Source organism: Calidifontibacter terrae (assembly GCF_054778835.1).
In genome coordinates this window covers 145328-165191 of sequence record NZ_BAAGZF010000001.1, presented here as the reverse complement: position 1 = coordinate 165191, position 19864 = coordinate 145328, and the positions used below count along the sequence as shown (strand labels likewise).

General features: G+C 67.2%; 20 protein-coding genes. 9 read left to right on the top strand and 11 right to left on the bottom strand.

Annotation, left to right across the window (positions count from 1 at the left end; genetic code table 11):
* Window positions 1-16 precede the first annotated feature (16 nt).
* The 6 genes from ACYU98_RS00805 to ACYU98_RS00780 are packed head-to-tail and all read left to right on the top strand — an operon-like array spanning window position 17 to window position 5732.
* The gene (locus ACYU98_RS00805; protein ID WP_460466274.1) at window positions 17-613 is read left to right on the top strand and encodes a uridine kinase family protein; all 597 of its coding nucleotides are present in this window, start codon (window positions 17-19) and stop codon (window positions 611-613) included.
* Window positions 614-616: 3 nt separating this feature from the next.
* Window positions 617-1669, top strand: a complete 1053-nt coding sequence (locus ACYU98_RS00800) for a glycerophosphoryl diester phosphodiesterase membrane domain-containing protein (protein WP_460466273.1) — start codon at window positions 617-619, stop codon at window positions 1667-1669.
* Window positions 1670-1674: 5 nt separating this feature from the next.
* Window positions 1675-2313, top strand: coding sequence for a DUF4129 domain-containing protein (locus ACYU98_RS00795; protein ID WP_460466272.1), 639 nt, complete (start codon window positions 1675-1677; stop codon window positions 2311-2313).
* Window positions 2310-3404 carry a DUF4350 domain-containing protein gene (locus ACYU98_RS00790; RefSeq protein ID WP_460466271.1) on the top strand — a complete coding sequence of 365 codons (1095 nt, stop codon included), beginning with the start codon at window positions 2310-2312 and terminating at the stop codon, window positions 3402-3404. Before ACYU98_RS00795 ends, ACYU98_RS00790 begins: the two co-directional genes overlap by 4 nt.
* Window positions 3401-4435 (top strand): AAA family ATPase, encoded by a 1035-nt coding sequence (locus tag ACYU98_RS00785; RefSeq protein ID WP_460466270.1) that lies wholly within the window; start codon window positions 3401-3403, stop codon window positions 4433-4435. The genes ACYU98_RS00790 and ACYU98_RS00785 overlap by 4 nt, the downstream gene beginning before the upstream one ends.
* 1 nt (window position 4436) lies before the next feature.
* Window positions 4437-5732: a DUF58 domain-containing protein gene (locus ACYU98_RS00780; protein ID WP_460466269.1), complete on the top strand. Its 1296-nt coding sequence runs from the start codon at window positions 4437-4439 to the stop codon at window positions 5730-5732.
* Window positions 5733-5745: 13 nt separating this feature from the next.
* Here the strand turns inward: ACYU98_RS00780 and ACYU98_RS00775 are convergent, their stop codons facing one another.
* Window positions 5746-6741: a stage II sporulation protein M gene (locus ACYU98_RS00775; RefSeq protein WP_460466268.1), complete on the bottom strand. Its 996-nt coding sequence runs from the start codon at window positions 6739-6741 to the stop codon at window positions 5746-5748.
* Window positions 6742-6766: 25 nt separating this feature from the next.
* On the opposite strand from ACYU98_RS00775, the gene ACYU98_RS00770 reads away from it, so the two are divergent.
* Window positions 6767-7588, top strand: coding sequence for an RDD family protein (locus ACYU98_RS00770; RefSeq protein ID WP_460466267.1), 822 nt, complete (start codon window positions 6767-6769; stop codon window positions 7586-7588).
* A 54-nt stretch (window positions 7589-7642) separates the two neighbouring features.
* Here the strand turns inward: ACYU98_RS00770 and ACYU98_RS00765 are convergent, their stop codons facing one another.
* The 3 genes from ACYU98_RS00765 to ACYU98_RS00755 are packed head-to-tail and all read right to left on the bottom strand — an operon-like array spanning window position 7643 to window position 10397.
* Window positions 7643-8722 carry an adenosine deaminase gene (locus ACYU98_RS00765; RefSeq protein WP_460466266.1) on the bottom strand — a complete coding sequence of 360 codons (1080 nt, stop codon included), beginning with the start codon at window positions 8720-8722 and terminating at the stop codon, window positions 7643-7645.
* Window positions 8722-9084: a cupin domain-containing protein gene (locus ACYU98_RS00760; RefSeq protein ID WP_460466265.1), complete on the bottom strand. Its 363-nt coding sequence runs from the start codon at window positions 9082-9084 to the stop codon at window positions 8722-8724. Before ACYU98_RS00760 ends, ACYU98_RS00765 begins: the two co-directional genes overlap by 1 nt.
* 29 nt (window positions 9085-9113) lie before the next feature.
* Entirely contained in the window at window positions 9114-10397 is a 1284-nt protein-coding gene (locus ACYU98_RS00755; RefSeq protein WP_460466264.1) for a thymidine phosphorylase, read from the bottom strand.
* A gap of 107 nt (window positions 10398-10504) precedes the next feature.
* Between ACYU98_RS00755 and ACYU98_RS00750 the strand changes: the two genes are divergently transcribed.
* On the top strand, window positions 10505-10936 hold the full coding sequence (locus tag ACYU98_RS00750) for a hypothetical protein (RefSeq protein ID WP_460466263.1): 432 nt from the start codon (window positions 10505-10507) through the stop codon (window positions 10934-10936).
* 15 nt (window positions 10937-10951) lie between these two features.
* Here ACYU98_RS00750 and ACYU98_RS00745 read toward each other — a convergent pair whose 3' ends face one another.
* From ACYU98_RS00745 to ACYU98_RS00735, 3 genes are read right to left on the bottom strand one after another with little or no spacing between them, the layout of a single operon-like run.
* The gene (locus ACYU98_RS00745; protein ID WP_460466262.1) at window positions 10952-11788 is read right to left on the bottom strand and encodes an SDR family NAD(P)-dependent oxidoreductase; all 837 of its coding nucleotides are present in this window, start codon (window positions 11786-11788) and stop codon (window positions 10952-10954) included.
* Window positions 11789-11838: 50 nt separating this feature from the next.
* Complete coding sequence (locus ACYU98_RS00740) at window positions 11839-13020, bottom strand: fatty acid desaturase family protein (protein ID WP_460466261.1); 1182 nt, start codon at window positions 13018-13020, stop codon at window positions 11839-11841.
* Between the two features lie 19 nt (window positions 13021-13039).
* Window positions 13040-14122 (bottom strand): ferredoxin reductase, encoded by a 1083-nt coding sequence (locus ACYU98_RS00735; protein ID WP_460466260.1) that lies wholly within the window; start codon window positions 14120-14122, stop codon window positions 13040-13042.
* 67 nt (window positions 14123-14189) lie between these two features.
* Between ACYU98_RS00735 and ACYU98_RS00730 the strand changes: the two genes are divergently transcribed.
* On the top strand, window positions 14190-15368 hold the full coding sequence (locus ACYU98_RS00730) for a PucR family transcriptional regulator (protein WP_460466259.1): 1179 nt from the start codon (window positions 14190-14192) through the stop codon (window positions 15366-15368).
* Window positions 15369-15374: 6 nt separating this feature from the next.
* Here the strand turns inward: ACYU98_RS00730 and ACYU98_RS00725 are convergent, their stop codons facing one another.
* From ACYU98_RS00725 to ACYU98_RS00710, 4 genes are read right to left on the bottom strand one after another with little or no spacing between them, the layout of a single operon-like run.
* On the bottom strand, window positions 15375-15764 hold the full coding sequence (locus ACYU98_RS00725; protein ID WP_460466258.1) for a cytidine deaminase: 390 nt from the start codon (window positions 15762-15764) through the stop codon (window positions 15375-15377).
* Entirely contained in the window at window positions 15764-17035 is a 1272-nt protein-coding gene (locus ACYU98_RS00720; RefSeq protein ID WP_460466257.1) for an ABC transporter permease, read from the bottom strand. The genes ACYU98_RS00725 and ACYU98_RS00720 overlap by 1 nt, the downstream gene beginning before the upstream one ends.
* Entirely contained in the window at window positions 17032-18216 is a 1185-nt protein-coding gene (locus tag ACYU98_RS00715; protein WP_460466256.1) for an ABC transporter permease, read from the bottom strand. Before ACYU98_RS00715 ends, ACYU98_RS00720 begins: the two co-directional genes overlap by 4 nt.
* Window positions 18213-19838 carry an ABC transporter ATP-binding protein gene (locus ACYU98_RS00710; protein WP_460466255.1) on the bottom strand — a complete coding sequence of 542 codons (1626 nt, stop codon included), beginning with the start codon at window positions 19836-19838 and terminating at the stop codon, window positions 18213-18215. The genes ACYU98_RS00715 and ACYU98_RS00710 overlap by 4 nt, the downstream gene beginning before the upstream one ends.
* Window positions 19839-19864 lie beyond the last annotated feature (26 nt).

Genomic DNA, 19864 nt, shown 5'->3' with positions numbered 1-19864 from the left:
AGATCGAAGGAGCCCGATGACCTCACCGACCGCCCGTGTCCTGCTGCTGTGTGGACCCAGCGGCTCCGGCAAGAGCAGGCTGGCCCGTCGCCTGCACCACCGCCACGGCTGGCCGATCGTGCGACTCGACGACTTCTACAAAGACGGCGCCGACCCCACGATCCCCGCCTCGACCCTTGGCATCCCCGACTGGGACCTGGTGGAGTCGTGGCATCTCGAGCGGGCCCGCGACGCCCTGGTGCAGTTGTGCACCACCGGCCGCGTGGAGGTGCCGATCTACGACATCTCCACCTCCGCCGTCACCGGTCACGACACGGTTGCGTTGGACGGAGCCGACACCGTTCTGGCCGAAGGAATCTTTGCCGCCGATCTCGTCGGCCCGCTGCGCGAGGCCGGGGTGCTGCGCGATGCCTTCTGCATCCGACAGAACCGCTGGGTCACGATGGGCCGCCGCTTCGTCCGCGACGTCTCCGAGCGCCGCAAGCCGGTTCCGGTCCTCGCGCGTCGCGGGCTGCGGCTCGCCCTCGACGAGCCGGCCGTGGTCGCCGGACATGTCGCGCGAGGTGCACGACCCATGACGCCGAAAGAGGCCGAGCGGGCAGTTAGGGTCTGACCCATGACGAACTGGGGGGATCCGAACGGCCCGTCCGAGCGCGCCTGGACGCCACCGCCAGGCCCGCCTCCACCGCCCTCCTACACCGGCTATCCGCCGGCTGGCCAGCAGTATCCGGGCCAGTCCCCGCTCGGCTACGTCCCGCTGGTTCCGCGGCCCGGGGTCGTGCCGCTGCGGCCGCTGCTGTTCGGCGACCTGCTGGAGGGCGCCTTCCGGACCGTACGAGGCAACCCGGGCGCCACGCTCGGCCTGTCGCTGCTGGTGTCGTGTGTGGCGGCTGTCCCGCTGCTGCTGGTCACCCTGCTGCTGGGCAACATTCCCCTGGGCAACGGCGACAGCTCGGCCGTCCTCTTCCCGCTGGTCAGTTACGGCGGATCCGCGATCACCACCGTCTTGACCGCCATCCTGACCGGAATGCTGATCGTGGTCGTCGGCGAAGCTGTGCTCGGTCGCCGGATCTCGATCTCCGCGACCTGGAGTCGGGTGAAGGGCCGCATCTGGGCACTCCTCGGGGTGGTGTTGCTCATCGCCCTCAGCGTCGTGGTCTTCCTGACGTTGCTGGCTCTGCTGTGCTGGGTGGCCTACTTGATCGCCGGCGTTGGCCTGATGGTTGCCGCGATCATCCTGTGTGTGCCCCTCGCCGTCTGCGCCGTGGTGTTCGTGCAGGTCCGCACCTCGTTGGCGACGCCGGCTGTCACCTTGGAACGGATGGGACCGATCGTCTCGCTGAAACGATCCTGGGCCCTGACCCGCAACCAGTTTTGGCGCATCCTGGGCGTCACTCTGGTGGCCAGCCTGCTGGCCGGCATCGTCGGTGCGATCATCACAGTTCCAGCGTCGCTCGTGGTCGCCGTCGCGGCTACCGGGGCTGACGGCACTGCTTCCAGCTCGACCGGCAGTGTGCTGCCCCTGCTGGTGTTGCAGGCAGCCACCCTGTTGGCCTCGGCAATCACCACCCCGTTCACCGCGAGCGTGACCGGCCTGCTCTATATCGACCAGCGCATCCGTCGCGAAGCGCTCGACATCCGGCTCATGGCCGAGGCTGCTAAAGGCTGACCCAGGTGTTCGCGACCCCGCCGCTCGATCCCTCCACCGCTCAGGCCCACGACTGGCTGACTCAGGAGTTGTCGAAGGCGAAGTACGGCGACCAGCATCACCTGGTCGCCCGCTTCCTGCTCTGGTTGGTCAAGCAGTTCGATCGAGCCACCAACGGCACCGCCAGCATCAGCTCGACCGCCTTGCTGGTGGGGCTGGGCGCGCTCGCTGTCGCGATCGGTTTCGGGCTGACTCGGGTCCGCCGGGATCGGCCGCAGCGGTCCGACGGCGCAGCCGGCGACGGCGTCTTCGAACAGGTTGCACGGACCGCCCGCGAGCTGCGCGCCGACGCCCGCCGTGCGCGCGACGCGGGTGACCACGACACCGCGTTCCTCTGCTGGTTCCGGGCGATTGCCCGCAGCGGGGTCGAGCGAGTTTTGGTGCCCGAGCGCGCCGGAAGCACCGCCCATGAGGTGGCGCAGACGTTGATCTCCTCCTTCCCCGAGCAGGTTGCTCAACTGACCACTGTCGCAGAGATTTTCGACCGAATCCGTTATGGCAACGCGCATGCGTCGGCGGCCGACGTCGGCCTGATCGAGACCCTCGACACCACACTCACGCGCACTCGCCCGCAGGTCGCCGCGATCCCGGAGACGACGCCATGAGGCGGCGGCTGACCTGGGTCGCCACCCTCATCGTCCTGGTGCTCATCGCTGCCGCGGCCACCCTGTTGCTCGATCGCCGCTCCGACACCCCGCTCGACCCGGCCAATCCGGGGCGCGACGGGGCCGAGGCGGTCGCTACCGTGTTGGCCGAACACGGTGTACGAGTTCGCGCAGTGCAGAAGCCGGCAGGCCTAGCCGCGGCTCGCCCTGGGGCGGACGCCGCGATCCTGGTGCCCCGGCCACAGGAACTGTCCAACGCCGCGCTGCGCTCGCTCTTGCGCGCGAACGTCGGCGCCGCGCGGGTGGTGTTGATCTCGCCGCGCACCCAGCAACTCGATGGGGTTCTACCCGAGTTGACCGGTAGCAACGTTGCGGCGTGGAGCGACTGTTCGCTGCCCTGGGGCCACGACCTGACATTCCCGGAGTCGACGCGGTGGTATCAGAACCTGCCCACCGATGCGAAGTCCTGCTTCGGCAACGGCTCGCAGGTGCCCGCCTTCGAACTGCCACCAACTGCCGATCACCCCGCCGTATTGGTTCTTGGCTCAGCCGAGCCGCTGCGCAACGGCTCGATCAGCGACGGTGACAACGCCGCGATCGCGCTGCGCGCTCTCGGCCAGACCAGCGAACTGCTTTGGTATTCAGGAGGATTCGACCCGGCTACCACCCAAGAGTCGGTGGCCCCGCGATGGATTCGGCCGGCGCTCTGGTTGGTTGGGGCAACGGTTCTGCTGCTGATGCTGTGGCGTGGCCGGCGACTCGGCAAGTTGGTCAGCGAGCCGCTGCCGGTGGTGGTTCGGGCCAACGAGACGACCCGGGCCCGCGGCCAGCTGTATCGAAAAGCCCGAGACACCCCGGCGATGGCGCGCACCCTGCGAGCCGGCACCCGTGGGCGGTTGACCACCACGCTGGGACTAGCCCCTCGTACGCCGCCCGAACGGTTGGTCGACGAAGTGGCCCGAGCCACCGGACGGCGACCCGAAGAGGTCGCCCGCCTGCTGTTGGACAACGGCACCGATCCCGGTGCCCGCGCTTTGCCAGAATTCGCCCGAGAACTGACCGCCCTGGAAAGGCAGGCCCGACGCTCATGACCGACCTGAACAAGCCGGACGACCACGCGGCCCCCACCCATGCCCTTCCCCGGCTCGACAACCCGCCGCCGGGCGGCGAGGCGGACGCGGCGCGACAGGCGTTGACCCGCGTACGAGCCGAGGTGGCGAAGGCAGTCGTCGGCCAAGATGCGGCCGTGACCTCGCTGGTCATCGCGCTGCTGGTGCGCGGCCACGTATTGCTGGAGGGGGTGCCCGGCGTTGCCAAGACGCTGCTGGTGCGCGCCCTAGCCCACACATTGTCGATCGATTCCAAGCGGGTGCAGTTCACTCCCGACCTGATGCCCGGCGACATCACCGGTTCCCTCGTGTTCGACTCGCGCGCATCGGAATTCAGCTTCCGTCCCGGGCCGGTGTTCACCAACCTGATGCTCGCCGACGAAATCAACCGCACCCCGCCGAAGACCCAGTCGGCGCTGCTGGAGGCGATGGAGGAGCGGCAGGTGTCGATCGACGGCAGCCCCCGCACGCTCCCCGATCCGTTCCTGGTCGCGGCCACTCAGAACCCGGTCGAATACGAGGGCACCTACCCGCTACCCGAAGCCCAACTCGACCGATTCCTGATGAAAATAAGCGTCCCGCTGCCGCCACGCGAGGACGAGATGCAGGTTTTGCTGCGTCACGCGAACGGATTCGACCCCAAGGACCTCAACGCAGCGGGTCTCCGGCAGGTGGCGACGGCGGCCGATCTGGCCGCCGGGGCTCGCGCTGTGCGGTCGGTCAATGTCCGGCCCGATGTGGTGGCCTACATCGTCGACATCGCTCGTGCCACGCGACAGTCCCCCTCGTTGTCGCTCGGCGTCAGCCCGCGTGGCGCCACCGCGCTCCTGTCGACCGCGCGCGGCTGGGCCTGGCTCGGCGGCCGCGACTTCGTCACCCCCGATGACGTGAAAACGATGGCGACCGCGACTCTGGCCCACCGCATTGCCCTGCGCCCCGAGGCCGAGCTCGAGGGCGTCGGCACCGTCGCGGTGTTGCAGTCGGCGATCAACTCGGTGCCGGTCCCCCGCTGACGTGGCCATCTCCGGACGCGCCGTCGCGCTGACCCTTGCCGGGTTGGTGCTGGTCGTGCTGCGGCCGCAGATGTTCACCGTCTGGGCCTGGTTGGCGTTGGTGGCGCTGCTCGGCGTGATCGACGTCCTACTGGCCGCACCTCCCGGCCCGACGCACCTGCAGCGCGACCCGGTCGCCCCGGTTCGTCTGGGCGAGGCCACGTCGACGTCGCTGGTCGTGCGAAACACCGGCTCTCGCCCCCTGCGCGCGCTGCTGCGGGACGCGTGGCAACCCTCCGCGGGAGCGCGCGGCGAGCGCCATCGAATCTCGTTGCCGGCGGGCGAGGCAACCCGGCTGACGACCACGTTGCAGCCGACCCGGCGCGGCGACCGGTTGGCCGCTGGGGTGACCATCCGCTCGTTCGGGCCGATGGGCCTGGTCGCGCGACAACGCACGCTGCAGGCGCCCGGATCCGTACGCTGCCTACCCGCCTTCCCCTCTCGCCGGCATCTGCCCAGCAAGCTTGACCAGTTGCGCCAGATCGACGGCCGCGCGGCGGTCCGCGTTCGTGGTCAGGGCACCGAGTTCGACTCGCTGCGCGACTACGTCGACGGCGACGACGTACGCAGCATTGACTGGCGTGCGACCGCCCGGCGCCAACACCCCGTCGTACGCACCTGGCAGCCCGAGCGCGACCGGCGGATCATCCTCTTGCTCGACACGTCGCGTACGGGTGCCGGCCGGGTCGATGACGTTCCCCGGCTGGACTCCGCGATGGACGCCGCGCTGCTGCTGACCGCGTTGGCTTCCAAGGCCGGCGACCGGGTCGATTTCCTCGCCGGTGACCGCGACCTGCGCGCGCGAATGGGCGGCGGCGGTCGGCGAACCGAATTGCTACACAACGTCGTCACGGCGATGGCGCCGCTCGAACCTGCGTTGGTCGAGGCGAACTGGTCGGCCCTGGCAGGTGCGGTCAACGGCATCACCCGGCGCCGCGCGCTCGTGGTGCTGCTTACCCAGCTGGAGCCGGCCGCGCTCGAGGAGGGTCTGCTGCCGGTGCTAGCCGGACTCACCCAACATCACCGCGTGGTGGTCGCCTCGGTGGCGGACCGCTCCGTTGTCGAGCTCACCCGGTCCCGCGACAGTGTCTCGCAGACGTACGAAGCGGCCGCCGGCGAGCGCACCCTCGCGCAGCGCCGACGCGTCACCGGCGCGTTGCAGCGCGCCGGAGCGACGGTGATTGACGAACCGCAGGACCAGCTCCCGGTCGCCCTCGTCGACCACTACCTGCTGCTCAAGCGCAACGGGCTTTTGTGAGTGCGAGCCGCGCTCAGCCGCGCGCGGGGGCGAAGGCTGCTTGGTCGAAATCCGCGACGTCGCCGGTGACTCCCTCGCGGGCCGCCACTCGGCCGAGAGTGAACACGTAGGTCAGGAACGCCGCCTCGGCGAGCGCGCCGATGGCAATTCGCGCCCAGGTCGGCAGGTCGGAGGGCGTCACGAACGCCTCGATCACACCACTGATCAGCAGCACCACGACCAGGCCCATCGCGACCGTCATTGCCGACCGGGCCGCTCGGGCGAAGCTTGCCGAACGGGTGAGGTCGCCCGGCTCCACCCATGACCAGAACAACTGCAGTCCTGTGCCCGCCGCCACGAAGACAGCGGTCAATTCCAACATGCCGTGCGGCAGGATCAACCCGAAGAACACGGACGCGCGACCGTGCGAGGCCATCAGTCCGCCGATCGCGCCCAGGTTGAAGATGTTGCTCCAGAGCATCAGGATCACCGGAAAGCCCAGCGCGCCGCCGGCGATACAAACGGCCGCGACCCAGGCGTTGTTGGTCCACACTTTTCCGGCGAAATCACCCGCCGCGTGTTCGCTGTAGTAGTCGGCGAAATCGTGGTTCACCAGCTTGTCGATCTCGCTCGGGCTCAGCAGCGTCGTCTGCACTCCGGGGTGATCAGCCACCCACCAACCGATCGCGAACGCCACGACCACATTGACCAGCAACACGGTCAGCCACCAGCGCCGCGTCGTATAAAGCTTCGCCGGGAAAGTCCGCAGGAAGAACTCCCCCACCGACTCCCAGCTGGAGGTCCTAGCACCCATCGCGCGCGACCGCGCCTTCGCCAGGATGGTCGAAAGGTATTGCAGGACAGTCGGATCCGGAGCCGCGGAACGCAGGTAGGAAAGATGCGTGGCAACCCGCTGATAGAGGTCAAGCAGTTCATCGGCGTCGGTGCTGGTCAATCGGCGCTGCTTGGCCAGTTCCTGCAGCCGCGCCCATTCGCCCTGATGCGCGAGCACGTACGCGTCCAGGTCCACACCGGAACTGTACGCTGCAGCCACCATGGCCAGCCCTACCGCGCCGGAGCCGATTCGCCGGCTCAGGGGCGCCGACGACGACCGCCTCGTGACCGGCGAGGCGGTGCTGATCGATGTGCCGGCGACGTCCGTCGGCTCCTTGATTCTCAGCGCGCTCATCGACCTCCTGGTGCAGTTGGGCCTGCTGCTCGGCGCCGCGCTCGGCGCCGTCAAAACGTCCCGCTATCTCACGTCAGCTCAAGGCGACATCGTGGCGCTGCTGATTTTTGTCGGTGTGTTGTTTGCCTTCCCGGTCGCGGTCGAAACACTCACCCGCGGCCGCTCGCTGGGCAAGATGGCGCTCAAACTGCGGGTCGTACGAGACGACGGTGGCCCGATCGTGTTTCGCCACGCACTGGTGCGCGGCCTGGTCGGGATCATCGAGAAGTACATGTTCTACGCCGTGCCAGCGGTGATCAGCTCGTTGCTGTCGACTCGGGCCAAGCGACTGGGCGACTTCGCTGCCGGCACCTACGTCGTCCGCGAGGAGACGGCGCTACGGCTCAGCCTGCCGCCGCAAATGCCCTATCCGCTGGCCGGCTGGGCCGCTAGTGCCGACATCGCTCCACTGCCGGACGGGATGGCGCTGCAGATTCGCCAATTCCTCGGTCGCAGTGGCGGACTCACCCCGGCCGCACGCCAGGAGATGGGCAACAGGCTGCTCGCGCAGGTGCTGTCGCGTGTCTCCCCCGCCCCGCCGAATGCACCAGTCGAGGCGATCCTGGCTGCGGTGGTCGCCGAGCGTCGACGGCGCGACCTGGAACGACTTCAGCGCGAGGCGCAGACTCGTTCTGCACTGCTGCGCTGAACCTCGCGCACCCGCGACACTTTCGGTCTTCAGGACGCCTGCGGCGGTGCCGGGTCAGCCCGCAGCGTCGTACGCCGGCTTGATCCGCTCCTCGATGATGGCCAACCGCTCGTCGAAGGTGAGGAAGGCCGACTTCATCGCATTGATCGTGACCCAACGCAGATCGGCCAGGTCCCATCCGGCGTCGTCGACCAGCGACTGCATCTCCCACGACATCGAGGTGTCGCTCATCAACCGGTTGTCGGTGTTGAGGGTGACGCGGAACCGCAGGTTCTTCAGCAGCGTGATCGGGTGGTCGGCGTAAGAGCCTGCCGCGCCGGTTTGCAGGTTGGAAGTCGGACACATCTCCAACGGAATGCGGCGATCGCGCACGAAACCGGCCAGCAGTCCCAACTGCGGCTGCGCACCATTGGTGTCGATGTCGTCGACGATGCGGACACCGTGACCGAGTCGTTCGGCCCCACACCACTGGATCGCTTCCCAGATGCTCGGCAACCCGAACGCCTCGCCCGCATGGATCGTGAAGTGGGCGTTCTCGCGGCGCAGGTATTCGAAAGCGTCGAGGTGACGAGTGGGCGGATAGCCTGCCTCAGCCCCCGCGATGTCGAATCCGGCGACCTCTTGGTCGCGGTAGTGGACCGCCAGTTCGGCGATCTCGCGCGATTTGGCGGCGTGGCGCATCGCGGTGAGCAGGGCTCGTACGCGGATCGGCTGCCCGGCCGACGCGGCGCGGGCTTCGCCGTCGCGGAAGCCGGCGTTGACCGCCTCGACCACCTGCTCCAGGCTCAGCCCCGCCTCGAGATGCTGCTCGGGCGCGTAGCGCACCTCGGCGTAGACCACACCGTCGGCGGCGAGGTCCTGGGCGCATTCCGACGCGACCCGGAACAGCGAGTCATGGGTCTGCATCACGGCGACCGTCTGGTCGAAAGTCTCCAAATACCGCACCAGCGAACCGGAGTTCGCGCTCTCCCGGAACCAGTCGGCCAACGACGTCGCGTCGGTCGCCGGCAATCCGTCATAGCCCGTTTTCTGCGCGAGTTCGAGCACCGTCTGCGGTCGTACGCCGCCGTCGAGGTGGTCGTGCAACAGCACCTTCGGCAGCGCGAGAATCTCGGGCCGGATCACCCCGGGCATCAGGCTTCCTCGTCGTCACGGTTGACCGTGCCGGGGCTGAACGCCGGCAGGCAGACCGCGATGTATTCCGCACCCTCCGGACCAGTGGAATAGCGAATCCGTTCTCCGGCAGCGGTTTTCACCGACTGACCAGCCTCGACCCGCAGCTGACCGCCGTCGTGGTCGATGAGCACAGTGCCTTTCAACACGAGGGTGAACTCGTCGAATGCCGGCGTCTGGAACGGCTCATCCCAGTGGGCGGGGGCAACCATGTGGGCCACGGACACGGCGTCCTCACCAGTGGAGGCGGCACCAACGTGCTCGTCGATGATCTTGCCGCCGGGAACGGGGATCCGAACCGGCTGAGTGTTCAGGATGGGCATGGCACTCCTCGAGACAAAGACGGGCGGGATCAGGCGAGACGGTCGATGAGCAGCGGCTGGCGGTCGGCTGCGGCGTCACCGATGGCCCACCCGCCGGCGAGGGACTCCAAGGCGCGATCGAACCGCTCCGGGGTGTCGGTGTGCAGGGTCATCAGCGGCTGCCCGCTGCGTACGGTGTCGCCGGGCTTTGCGTGCATCTCGACGCCCGCTCCGGCCTGGACGATGTCTTCCTTGCGGGCTCGACCAGCGCCCAAGCGCCAGGCCGCGATCCCGACCGCGAGCGCGTCGAGTTCGGTCAGCACTCCGTCGCGATCGGCGACGACCTGCTGCTGGTGTTTCGCTACGGGCAACTCGGCGTCCGGGTCGCCGCCCTGGGCGCGGATCATCGCCTTCCAGGCGTCCATCGCACGGCCGTCACGCAGCGCGTCGGCCGGGTCAATGTCGGTCTTGCCCGCCGCGGTGAGCATCTCGCGGGCGAGGGCGACCGTCAGGTCAACGACATCGGACGGGCCACCACCGGCGAGCACCTCCACCGATTCCCGCACCTCCAGCGCGTTGCCAGCGGTCAGGCCAAGCGGCGTCGACATGTCGGTGAGCAACGCGACGGTCGTGACACCGGCGTCCTTGCCCAGGTCGACCATGGTGCGGGCGAGCTCGCGCGCCTGCTCAACGTTCTTCATGAACGCACCCGACCCGACCTTCACATCGAGCACCAACGCGCCGGTTCCCTCGGCGATCTTTTTGCTCATGATCGAGCTGGCGATCAGCGGGATGGCCTCAACAGTGCCCGTGACATCACGCAGGGCGTAAAGCTTCTTGTCGGCCGGGGCCAGGCCGCTGCCGGCCGCGCAGATGACCGCGCCGACGTCTTCCAGCTGCGCCATCATCGCGTCGTTCTCCAGCGCCGCGCGCCAACCGGGGATCGCCTCCAACTTGTCAAGAGTGCCGCCGGTGTGGCCGAGGCCGCGACCGGACAACTGAGGCACAGCGACGCCGCAGGCCGCCACCAGCGGGGCCAACGGAAGGGTGATCTTGTCGCCCACACCACCGGTTGAGTGCTTGTCGGCGGTCGGGCGCGAAAGCGAACCGAACGACATCCGCTCCCCCGAGGCGATCATCGCCGCGGTCCACCGGGAGATCTCCTCGCGGGTCATCCCATTGAGCAGGATCGCCATCGCCAACGCAGCCATCTGCTCGTCAGCGACGACCCCGCGGGTGTAGGCATCGACTGTCCAGTCGATCTGTTCGGGGCTCAGCGCCTGCCGGTCGCGCTTGGCGTGGATGACATCGACAGCATCGAAACGTTCGGTCATGAACGAATCCAACCACGGGCGGCGGAACCGCGGATCCCGATGCAGCGTCATAGGCCTCGGCGGAGCCACCGCCGCCTGCCCCATCCTCGATGTCGAAGGACCTACTCATGCGCCGTTCGCTGACCGTCACCGCCACCGCCGCCTTGCTGGCCGTCCCGATGCTTGCGGGTTGCTCCGGCTCCAGCTCGAACAAGACAGCCGTCTCCAACGCTGCATCATCGACAGCGACACAGTCGAACACCACGTCCAACGACGCGCCCGCTGGCTCGAGTGGCACCAGTAACGCTGGGGCCAAGCCGAACAAGGACGACGTCAAGGCCGGACTCGTAAAGTTCTATGCCTCCAAGGGCGTCACTGGTGCGCCGGCAACACTGCTTGCCAACTGCATGGTCGACAAGGGCTACGACGTCTTCTCCGCGCAGACGCTGAACGCGATGAAAGACGGCGAGCCGACGAAGATCGACCAGAAAGACAGCGCGAATTTCGTCAAGGTGTCGGGTCAGTGCGCTGGAGCGAGCGGCGACCTGCCCACCGGCTGACGGCGCGTTGCCGAGCTAACCGGTGGGGGTGTTCAACAGCTCGGTGCTGCGCTCCCAGAGTTCGCGAGCCAAGGCGAGGTCTCTGGCCTGCCGGCTGGAGGCAGAGACCTTGCGCTTCTCGTAGTACTCCCCGGACTGCCAGTCCGTGTCGGCCGCGGTCTCGGAGAGCCACACCAGCTGGTCGGCGCCCTGGTCAGGGCTGATCGTCATCAGGTTCTTGACGATCGGCGTGTGGTAGATGAACCGCATGAGGTGAGTGGTGTCGCTGGCGAAGCTGCTGCCGACGATGCCAGGGTGGAACGCCACCGACGAGATGCCGTCGGCGTGGTAGCGACGGTGCAGCTCGCGGGTGAACAGGATGTTGGCCAACTTCCCGTTGCCGTAGGCAGTCTGCGGGCTGTAACCCTGCTCGTTCTGCAGGTCGTCGACATCGAATCGACCGAACAGTTTGGCCGCGGCACTCGCGGTTTGGATCACGGTGGCTTCGCTGGCGGTCAGGGTTGGCAGCAGCAACGTGGTCAGGAGAAAAGGCGCCAGGTGGTTCACCTGGAAAGTCTTCTCATAACCGTCGGTGGTCACCACCCGGTCGCCCATGATGCCGCCGGCGTTGTTGGCCAAGACGTCGATGTGGGGGTAGGCGTCCTGCAACTGGTCGGCCAGCGAACGCACCTGAGCGAGGTCGCTGAAGTCGGCCACGAAGTGGGCAGCACCCAGTTCATCGGCGACGGCGGCGGTCTTGGTTGGTGAGCGGCCAACGATCACCACGGTTTCCCCCCGCGCCGACAACTGCCGCGCGGCAGCTGCGCCGATACCGTCACTTGCCCCGGTGATCACGATCGTCTGCTGCGACATGGCGCTGTCTCTCCGGTAGGCATTCGGTTGACGGTATGGGCGAACCACTCTCAGGCGGCTTGCTCCGCTTCGACCCGTAGGCGTGAGGGTAGCGCCGTCGGCTCGACCGGCACCCGGTTACTCGGTCGACGCAACTTCGCGGCCAGGTCGTTCGGCAGCGACAAGCGAATGACCTTAAGCCACGCCGAACCAACCTGCTGCGGCAGCGATCCGCTGGTGTAGCGCAGGCCGTAGCGCTCGCAGATGTCCTGCACCTTCGGCGCGATCTCCGAATACCGGTTGCTCGGCAGGTCCGGGAACAGGTGGTGCTCGATCTGGAACGACAGGTTCCCGGTGGCGATGTGCATCGGCTTGGAACCGTGAATGTTGGCCGACCCGATCATCTGTCGCAGGTACCAGTCGCCGCGAGTCTCCCCCTCGATCGAGGTCTTGGTGAACGTCTCAACACCCTCGGGAAAGTGACCACACATGATCACCGAGTGAGTCCACAGGTTGCGGCCGAGGTTGGCCACGTAGTTGGCCAGCAGGGTGCGGCGCGCAGAACCGGTCGCCAACGCGAGCGCCGGGTGAATGGCGTAGTCCCGCGTCATCTGTTTGCGGATCTTGTGAACGACCTTCGTGGCGTCACGCTTGAAAACGGCCTTGTCCTTGCGGCCGGCGAAATACCTGCCGAGTTCCAGGTCGTACGCCGCAATGCCATATTCGAAGAAGCAGGCGTTGACGAAGTTCCACAGCGGCTGCCCGAGGTAAAGCGGCACCCACTTCTGGTCCTCGTCGACGCGCATGATGCCGTAGCCGAGGTCGTTGTCGCGGCCCAGGACGTTGGTGTACGTGTGGTGCAGTTCGTTGTGGCTGTGCTTCCACAGATCCGAGGGCGAGGCGTTGTCCCATTCCCAGGTGGTCGAGTGGATCTTCGGGTCACGCATCCAGTCCCACTGGCCGTGCATGATGTTGTGGCCGAGCTCCATGTTCTCCAACACCTTGGAGACAGTCAGCCCGACGGTGCCAGCGACAAACGCGGGCTTCCAACGCGACGCCAGCAGCACGCCACGCGACCCCATTTCCAGGCCACGCTGAATCTTGATCATCCGGCGGATGTACGCCGCGTCGGAGGCCCCACGGGCCTCGACAACGCTCGCCCGTACGGCATCGAGCTCGATGCCGAGCTCTTCGATGTCCTCCCGGGTGAGATGGGCAATCGGGTTGTGTTCCTTCTTCTGCAACGCAGTCATCGCGTAGTCCTTTCGAGGGTCAGAGATCGATGTCGCATCGGCCGGCGGCGGCCGAGATGCAGGTCTGCACCAAGACCCCGTCGCCCGGGGCCGCGGTGGTGGTTTCGCCCGTACGCAGGTCACGCACCGAGCCTTCGCGCAACGGCAACACGCACCCGTAACAGATGCCCATCCGGCAGCCGGAGGGCATCAGCAGCCCGGCTTCCTCGGCGAGGTCCAGGATCGGGCGGGAACCGTCGCAATCCAGGTCGCGGTCGCGACCGGTGAAGTGCACCGTTCCGCCCTCGCCCGGTTCGGCGAGTGTCGGGCGGAACCGCTCGGTGGTGAGCCGCTCGGTCAGCCCATTGGCCGACCAGTGGTTTTCGAGAGCTTCGAGCATTCCGGCCGGGCCGCACGCGAGCGTGTCGCGCTCGCGCCAGTCCGGAACCAAGGTGTCGAGTTGCGCCGTGTCGAGCATGCCGTCGACGTCGGTGTGCCTCTCCAACAACGAGATTCGCCCGTCGTCGGCGAGCTGGCGCAGTTCGTCGGCGAAGATCACGTCTTCCGGGCGCGGAGCGGAATGCAGCAACACCACGTCGTCGAGCCGGTCGGCGGTGTGGCGCAGGATGCCCATGACCGGGGTGATTCCGCTGCCGCCGGTGAGCAGGAGCAGCCGCGTCGGCAGAACCGGGGCGAGAACAAACTCTCCCTCGGCCTGCTCCAACTGAACGACCTGACCGACGCGCAGCGACTGCACCAGGTGAGTGCTGACCGCTCCCCCACTGATCGCCTTGACGGTGATCGCGATGCAGCCATCGGCGCGCGGACCGGAGGTGATCGAGTAGGCCCGCCAGAGCCGTACGCCGTCGACGTCGACTCCGATCCGGGTGTATTGCCCCGGTTGGTGGCCGCGCCAGCCGCGCCCGGGACGAATGGTCACGGTGACCGCGTCTGCGGTCTCGGCGTGCATCGAGGCCACCCGCCCGCGCAAGCGGGTGGTGGAGCGCAACGGGTCGAACAGATCGAGGTAGTCCTCCGGTAGCAGCGGCGTCGTGGCCGCCTTCACCAGGCGGAACGCTTGAGCGCGCCAGCGGGGTGATCGAACGTCGGTGGAAGAACTCATGTTCTGAGACTGGCAGCCGATCAGAGCAAATACTTGCCCGTAGGCGGTGAACCGACATACTTGATTTGTGCGCCCCGAACAAAACATCGTCATCCCCGACGCCGTGCTCAACCGCCTTTCCGCTCAGCTGCCGGTTGTCAGCGAGCGAGTCATGGCCGCGGTGGTTGAGCGTGTGCCGGAATACGACGGCGCGCTGGCCGGCGAAATGGCGGCGACCATCGAAGGTGCCGTGCACCTCGCGCTGCGCGGATTCCTGCGCCTGGCCGCGCGCGGCGGCGACCCCGGAACCCCGATGCAGGCATCCGTTGACGCGGCATACGCGCTCGGTCAGGGCGAGGCACGCGGCGGCCGGTCGATGGACGCACTGCTGGCCGCCTACCGGATCGGTGCCCGCATCGCGTGGCGCGACCTCTCGGCCGAGGCAGTGGAAGCCGGACTCGACGCGAGCACCCTGGCGCGCTTCGCAGAGCTGGTGTTCGCCTACATCGACAGCCTGTCGGCGGCGAGCGTCAGCGGCCACGCCGAAGAGTTGGCGGCCGAAGGGCGCGTGCGCGAACAACGACGCGAACGCCTCGCGAGCGCTCTGCTCGCCGGGCGGGATCAGGACGCGCTGATCGGACTCGCGGAACGGGCAGGGTGGACGCCGCCGACAACCCTCGCCGCGGTCGTGCTGCCCGCCGAACGGGTCAGCGTCGTGGCAACCCGGCTTGGCGCGACCACGTTGCGCGCACCCGATGAGGGCGGCCAGGAGAACCCCAACGCGGTGCTGCTCGTGCCAGATGCCGAGGGTCCCGGACGGCGCCGGCTGCTGCGCGCCCTTGAGAACCGCCGGGCTTGCATCGGCCCGAGCCGCCGGTGGTCCGACGTCGCGGCGTCCTACGCGCGGGCGCGGCGATCGTACGAACTCGGCTTGGCGCAGGACGGTCCGCTCGACACCGACGAGCACCTCGCCCGGCTGGTCGTCCTAGCCGACGGCGATGCCCACGCGGACCTGCGGGAGCGGGCGTTGGCACCGCTGATGACCGCGTCTGCGGCAACTGCCGATCGACTCGCCCAGACGCTGCGTTCGTGGTTGCTCCACCAAGGGCGCCGCGACGCCGTCGCTGCGGACCTGCACGTGCACGCGCAGACCGTGCGCTATCGGATGGGCCAGGTGCGGGCGGCGTACGGAGACCGCCTCAACGATCCCGACATGATCCGCGACTTGATGGTCGCGCTCGCCGTCGACCCCGAGTTACATCCGTAGGAGTCCTCAGGCCAGGTTGTGGGCGCCGAACGCCTGCGGCAGAACCTGCGTCATTGGCAGCACGCCTTCCGGGGTCTGCAGCAGACACCCAGGGCCACCGTTCTCCCAGAGCAGCTGACGACACCGACCGCAGGGCATCAGGGCTGTGCCAGAAGCGTCAACACAGTAGACAGCTACCAGCCTGCCGCCGCCGGTGCGGTGCAACTCGGAGACCATCCCGCATTCCGCGCAGAGCGCGACACCGTACGCCGCGTTCTCCACGTTGCAACCCGACACCACGCGGCCGTCGTCGACCAGGCCGGCAACACCGACCGCGTAGTTGGAGTACGGCGCATACGCGGTGCGCATCGCGGCGATCGCTTCGGCGTGCAACGCCTCCCAATCGATAGCCGTCATCAACTCGCCTGTCCGCGCCGATAGACCTGGCCATCGGCCGCGGGCATTCGCAAACGCTGGGCACCGACGGCCATGACCAGCAGTGTGGTCACATACGGCGTCATCGAGGTGAACTGATCAGGCACCGTGTCGGTCGTCAGGTAGAGGTAGCCGGCGAGCAGTCCCAGGACCAGACCGATCACCCCCGAGACCACCTTCTTGTTTCGGATCAGCTGCCACAGACCGATGACGATCAGCGTCACCGAGACCGCCAGCAACAGTGCGTGGACCGTCGGGCCACCCTGCCGCAATTGGATTGCGTCGGTGTAGCCGAACAACAAGGCGCCGGCGGCAAGAGCCAGCGGCTGCCAGTTGCCGAAGATCATCGCGGCCAGACCGATGTAGCCACGGCCACCGGTCTGCCCTTCGACGTATCCGTTGCCGGCCACCATCGCCAGGAAAGTGCCGGCCAGACCGGCCAGAGCACCCGAGATCAGGATCGCGACGAACTTGTAGCGCAACACGTTGATGCCGAGCGTCTCAGCGGCCTCCGGGTTCTCACCACAGGAGCGCAGGCGCAGGCCGAAGCTGGTGCGCCAGAGCACGAAGATCGAGCCGATCACCAAGACCAACGCCAGCACGGTGAGCATCGACAGGTTGGTGAAGACGCCGCCGACGATGCCGGCAAGGTCAGAAATCAGGAACCAATGTTTGCCCTCGAGTGTTCGCAGCGAGTCATTCCACGGCGCGCTGAAACTCCAGATGTCACCCACCGCAGGCGAGTTGGTCGGGCCACCACCGTCCATGGTGCTGAACACCCGAGCGGCGAGATACTTCGCAAGGCCCAGGCCGATGATGTTGATCGCCACACCGGAGACGATGTGGTCGACACCGAAGGTGACGGTGGCCAGCGCGTGCAATGCACCACCGACCGCGCCCGCCACGATCCCGCCGAGGATGCCGGCGAGGACCCCCCACTTCACCGCGCAGAAAGCGGCGCCCCACGTTCCGAGGATCATCATGCCTTCGAGGCCGATGTTGACCACGCCGGCACGTTCGGACCACAGGCCACCAAGACCCGCCAGCCCGATGGGGACGGCCAGTGCCAGACCGGCGGAGATCGCACCGGCTGAGTCCATGTCGTTCGCACCCGAGATGACACGCAACAGCGACAACGCGATGATCCCGATGGCGGTGAAGAGCAACGTACGGGCCCAGGGGCTGCTGGGCAGACCGGGCAACCCGCTGCGGCCGGCCGCGGGGGCCTTGTTCGTCGAAACGGCGACGCTCATGCTGAAGCTCCTTGCAGTGCGGGGGTCGTGGCAGCCAACTGGCTGGCGACCCGGCGGCGCTCCATCCGTACGCCGATCCGGCGCACGAGTTCGTAGGCGATGATCACGGCCAGGACCATGATTCCCTGGATGATGAACACCAGCGCCGAGCTCACGCCGGCATTGATCTGCAGGCTGTTCGACTGTCCGTTGAGGTAGGCCCAGAGCAGCGCGCCGAACGCGATTCCAAGCGGGTGGTTGCGCCCGATCAGCGCAACCGCGATGCCGGCGAAACCAAGTCCGGTCTGGGTGTTGCTGCCGAACGCGTAGTCGTTGCCGAACAGAGCGGGCATGCCGACCAGGCCGGCGACCGCCCCGGAGAGCAACATCGCGCTGACCGTCATTTTCTTCACGTCGATGCCGCTGGCCATCGCCGCGTCCTCGGTGGAGCCGGTCGCTCGCAGGTCGAAGCCGTAGCGGGTGTGTTTGAGCACGAACCAGTAGGCAAGGCCCACCACGACGGCCAAGACGGTCAGGCCGTAGACGGTGCTGAAGGCGGTCTGCAAGAAAGGCAGCGCCGGAACATGTGAACTGGTCGGGATCGGCCTGGTCGACGTGGCATTCGAGCCGGCGATCGACTTGGCCGTGTTGGCCAGCAGCCATGCCACCAGTGAGGTGGCGATCGAGTTCAGCATGATCGTCGAGATCACCTCGGACACACCGCGGTTCACCTTCAGCAGGGCCGGGATCGACGCCCAGGCCGCGCCAATCACCATGGCCACGACAATCGACAGCGCGACGTTCAGTGGACCGGGCAACCAGCCCTGTCCGGCGAACAGGGCGGCGGCGAACATCGCGACTCGGTATTGACCATCGACGCCGATGTTGAACAGATTCATCCGGAAACCGATGGCGACTGCGACGCCCGAGAGATAGAGGGTCGCGGTGTCATTCAGGATCGTCGCGGGAAGGCCCGAGACGGGGGCGGCGAGGAAGACCTGCCACACCGGTCCGACCGGGTCACCAGACAGAACGAGCACCAAGGTGGTGACGATCACCGCGACGACGATGGCCAAAATGGGCGCGGCGACGGCGAGCCCGAGTCGGCTCCAGTCAATGGACATCGACGTCGGCTTCGCCGTCGAGGCACTACCCGTGTCGTCGGGCATCTTCGCCGGGGTCAGGTCAGGGTCGTCGCTCACGACGCCTCCTCCTCGTCCGACGCGCCGGTCATGGCAGCGCCGAGGTCTTCTGCGGTGACGTTCGCCGGGTCGAAGGTGCCGGACAACTTGCCGCGCAGGATCACCCGGATCGTGTCGGACAAACCGATCAACTCGTCGAGATCGGCCGAGATCAGCAAGACGCCCAAACCTTCTCGCCGAGCGGCTCGGATGTGGTCCCAGATCGCAGCCTGCGCGCCGACATCGACGCCCCGCGTCGGGTGGGCAGCGACGAGCACCCGCGGTGCGTGGCTCATCTCGCGGCCGACGATCAGCTTCTGCTGGTTTCCGCCGGACAGCGAGCTGGCGGCGACGTTGATGCCCGGGGTTCGTACGTCGTATTCCCGCACGATCCGCTCGGTGTCGGCCTGGGCAAGTTTGTTGGTGAGCAGCGCGCCCTTGCTGTTCGGGGGCTGCGTCTGGTGGCCGAGCATCCGGTTCTCCCAGAGCGGAGCTCCCAGGATCAGGCCGTGACGGTGACGGTCCTCGGGGATGTAACCAACTCCCGCTTCGCGGATCCGGCGAGTTGTCCAGTCGGTGATGTCGTCGTTTTCGAAGATGATGCGGCCGTTGGTCGGCTCGCGCATCCCCATGATGACCTCGACGAGTTCGGCCTGGCCGTTGCCCTCGACGCCGGCGATGCCGACGACCTCGCCGGCGTGGATTGTCAGATCGATGTCGCTCAGCACCGGAGCGACCCCGGCTTCGGCAAGACCGAGGTCCGCGATCTGCAGAACGACCCGGTCGGTGACCGTCGATTCCGTGGTCTCCGGGGTCGGCAACTCCGAACCCACCATCAATTCGGCAAGCTGCCGGGAATTGACGGACTTGGGGTCGACCGTACGAACGGTGGTGCCGCGGCGGATCACAGTAATCTCGTCGGCAACCTTGCGGACTTCGTCGAGTTTGTGCGAGATGAAGATGACCGTGAGGCCTTCAGCCTTCAGTTCCGCCAGGTTGTCGAACAGTTCGTCAACCTCCTGCGGCACCAGAACGGCGGTCGGTTCATCGAGGATGATGATCTGCGCGCCGCGGTAGAGAACCTTGAGAATCTCCACCCGCTGCCGGTCACCGACACCGAGCTTCTCGACCAGGTCGTCAGGGCGTACGCCGAGGCCGTAGGTCTTGGAGATCTCCTGGATCCGGGCGCGGGCCTTGCCACCGATGCCGTGCATCTTCTCCGCGCCGAGCACCACGTTTTCCAGCACGGTCAAGTTGTCAGCCAACTTGAAGTGCTGGAACACCATGCCGATGCCGGCCGCGATCGCGTCGGACGGGCTGTGCAGTTGCACCAGCTTCCCGTTCACGGTGATGGTGCCCTCGTCGGGCCGCTGCACGCCGTACAGGATCTTCATCAGCGTCGACTTGCCGGCGCCGTTCTCCCCCACCAAAGCGTGGATGGTGCCTCGGCGGACGGTGATGTCGATGTCCTTGTTGGCAACGACACCGGGGAAACGTTTCGTGATTCCACGCACCTCAACCGCGATCGGGGCGGCACTGAGGTCGGGGGTGGACTCATTGGTCAGGTCAGCGATGACTGAACCTCCTGATGCGGGGCTGATGTGTGATCCGGACCACAGACGGTCGGAGCCCGGTGCGACCATATCGAACGCACCGGGCTCCCACCATC

Bases quoted from the DNA above. Each gene is read 5' to 3' on its own strand.
- ACYU98_RS00790 (WP_460466271.1), top strand. From the start codon at position 2,310: ATGAGGCGGCGGCTGACCTGGGTCGCCACCCTCATCGTCCTGGTGCTC.
- ACYU98_RS00750 (WP_460466263.1), top strand. From the start codon at position 10,505: ATGCGCCGTTCGCTGACCGTCACCGCCACCGCCGCCTTGCTGGCCGTC.
- ACYU98_RS00760 (WP_460466265.1), bottom strand. From the start codon at position 9,084: ATGCCCATCCTGAACACTCAGCCGGTTCGGATCCCCGTTCCCGGCGGC.
- ACYU98_RS00805 (WP_460466274.1), top strand. From the start codon at position 17: ATGACCTCACCGACCGCCCGTGTCCTGCTGCTGTGTGGACCCAGCGGC.
- ACYU98_RS00770 (WP_460466267.1), top strand. From the start codon at position 6,767: ATGGCCAGCCCTACCGCGCCGGAGCCGATTCGCCGGCTCAGGGGCGCC.
- ACYU98_RS00710 (WP_460466255.1), bottom strand. From the start codon at position 19,838: ATGGTCGCACCGGGCTCCGACCGTCTGTGGTCCGGATCACACATCAGC.
- ACYU98_RS00735 (WP_460466260.1), bottom strand. From the start codon at position 14,122: ATGAGTTCTTCCACCGACGTTCGATCACCCCGCTGGCGCGCTCAAGCG.
- ACYU98_RS00745 (WP_460466262.1), bottom strand. From the start codon at position 11,788: ATGTCGCAGCAGACGATCGTGATCACCGGGGCAAGTGACGGTATCGGC.
- ACYU98_RS00725 (WP_460466258.1), bottom strand. From the start codon at position 15,764: ATGACGGCTATCGATTGGGAGGCGTTGCACGCCGAAGCGATCGCCGCG.
- ACYU98_RS00785 (WP_460466270.1), top strand. From the start codon at position 3,401: ATGACCGACCTGAACAAGCCGGACGACCACGCGGCCCCCACCCATGCC.
- ACYU98_RS00755 (WP_460466264.1), bottom strand. From the start codon at position 10,397: ATGACCGAACGTTTCGATGCTGTCGATGTCATCCACGCCAAGCGCGAC.
- ACYU98_RS00800 (WP_460466273.1), top strand. From the start codon at position 617: ATGACGAACTGGGGGGATCCGAACGGCCCGTCCGAGCGCGCCTGGACG.
- ACYU98_RS00765 (WP_460466266.1), bottom strand. From the start codon at position 8,722: ATGCCCGGGGTGATCCGGCCCGAGATTCTCGCGCTGCCGAAGGTGCTG.
- ACYU98_RS00720 (WP_460466257.1), bottom strand. From the start codon at position 17,035: ATGAGCGTCGCCGTTTCGACGAACAAGGCCCCCGCGGCCGGCCGCAGC.
- ACYU98_RS00740 (WP_460466261.1), bottom strand. From the start codon at position 13,020: ATGACTGCGTTGCAGAAGAAGGAACACAACCCGATTGCCCATCTCACC.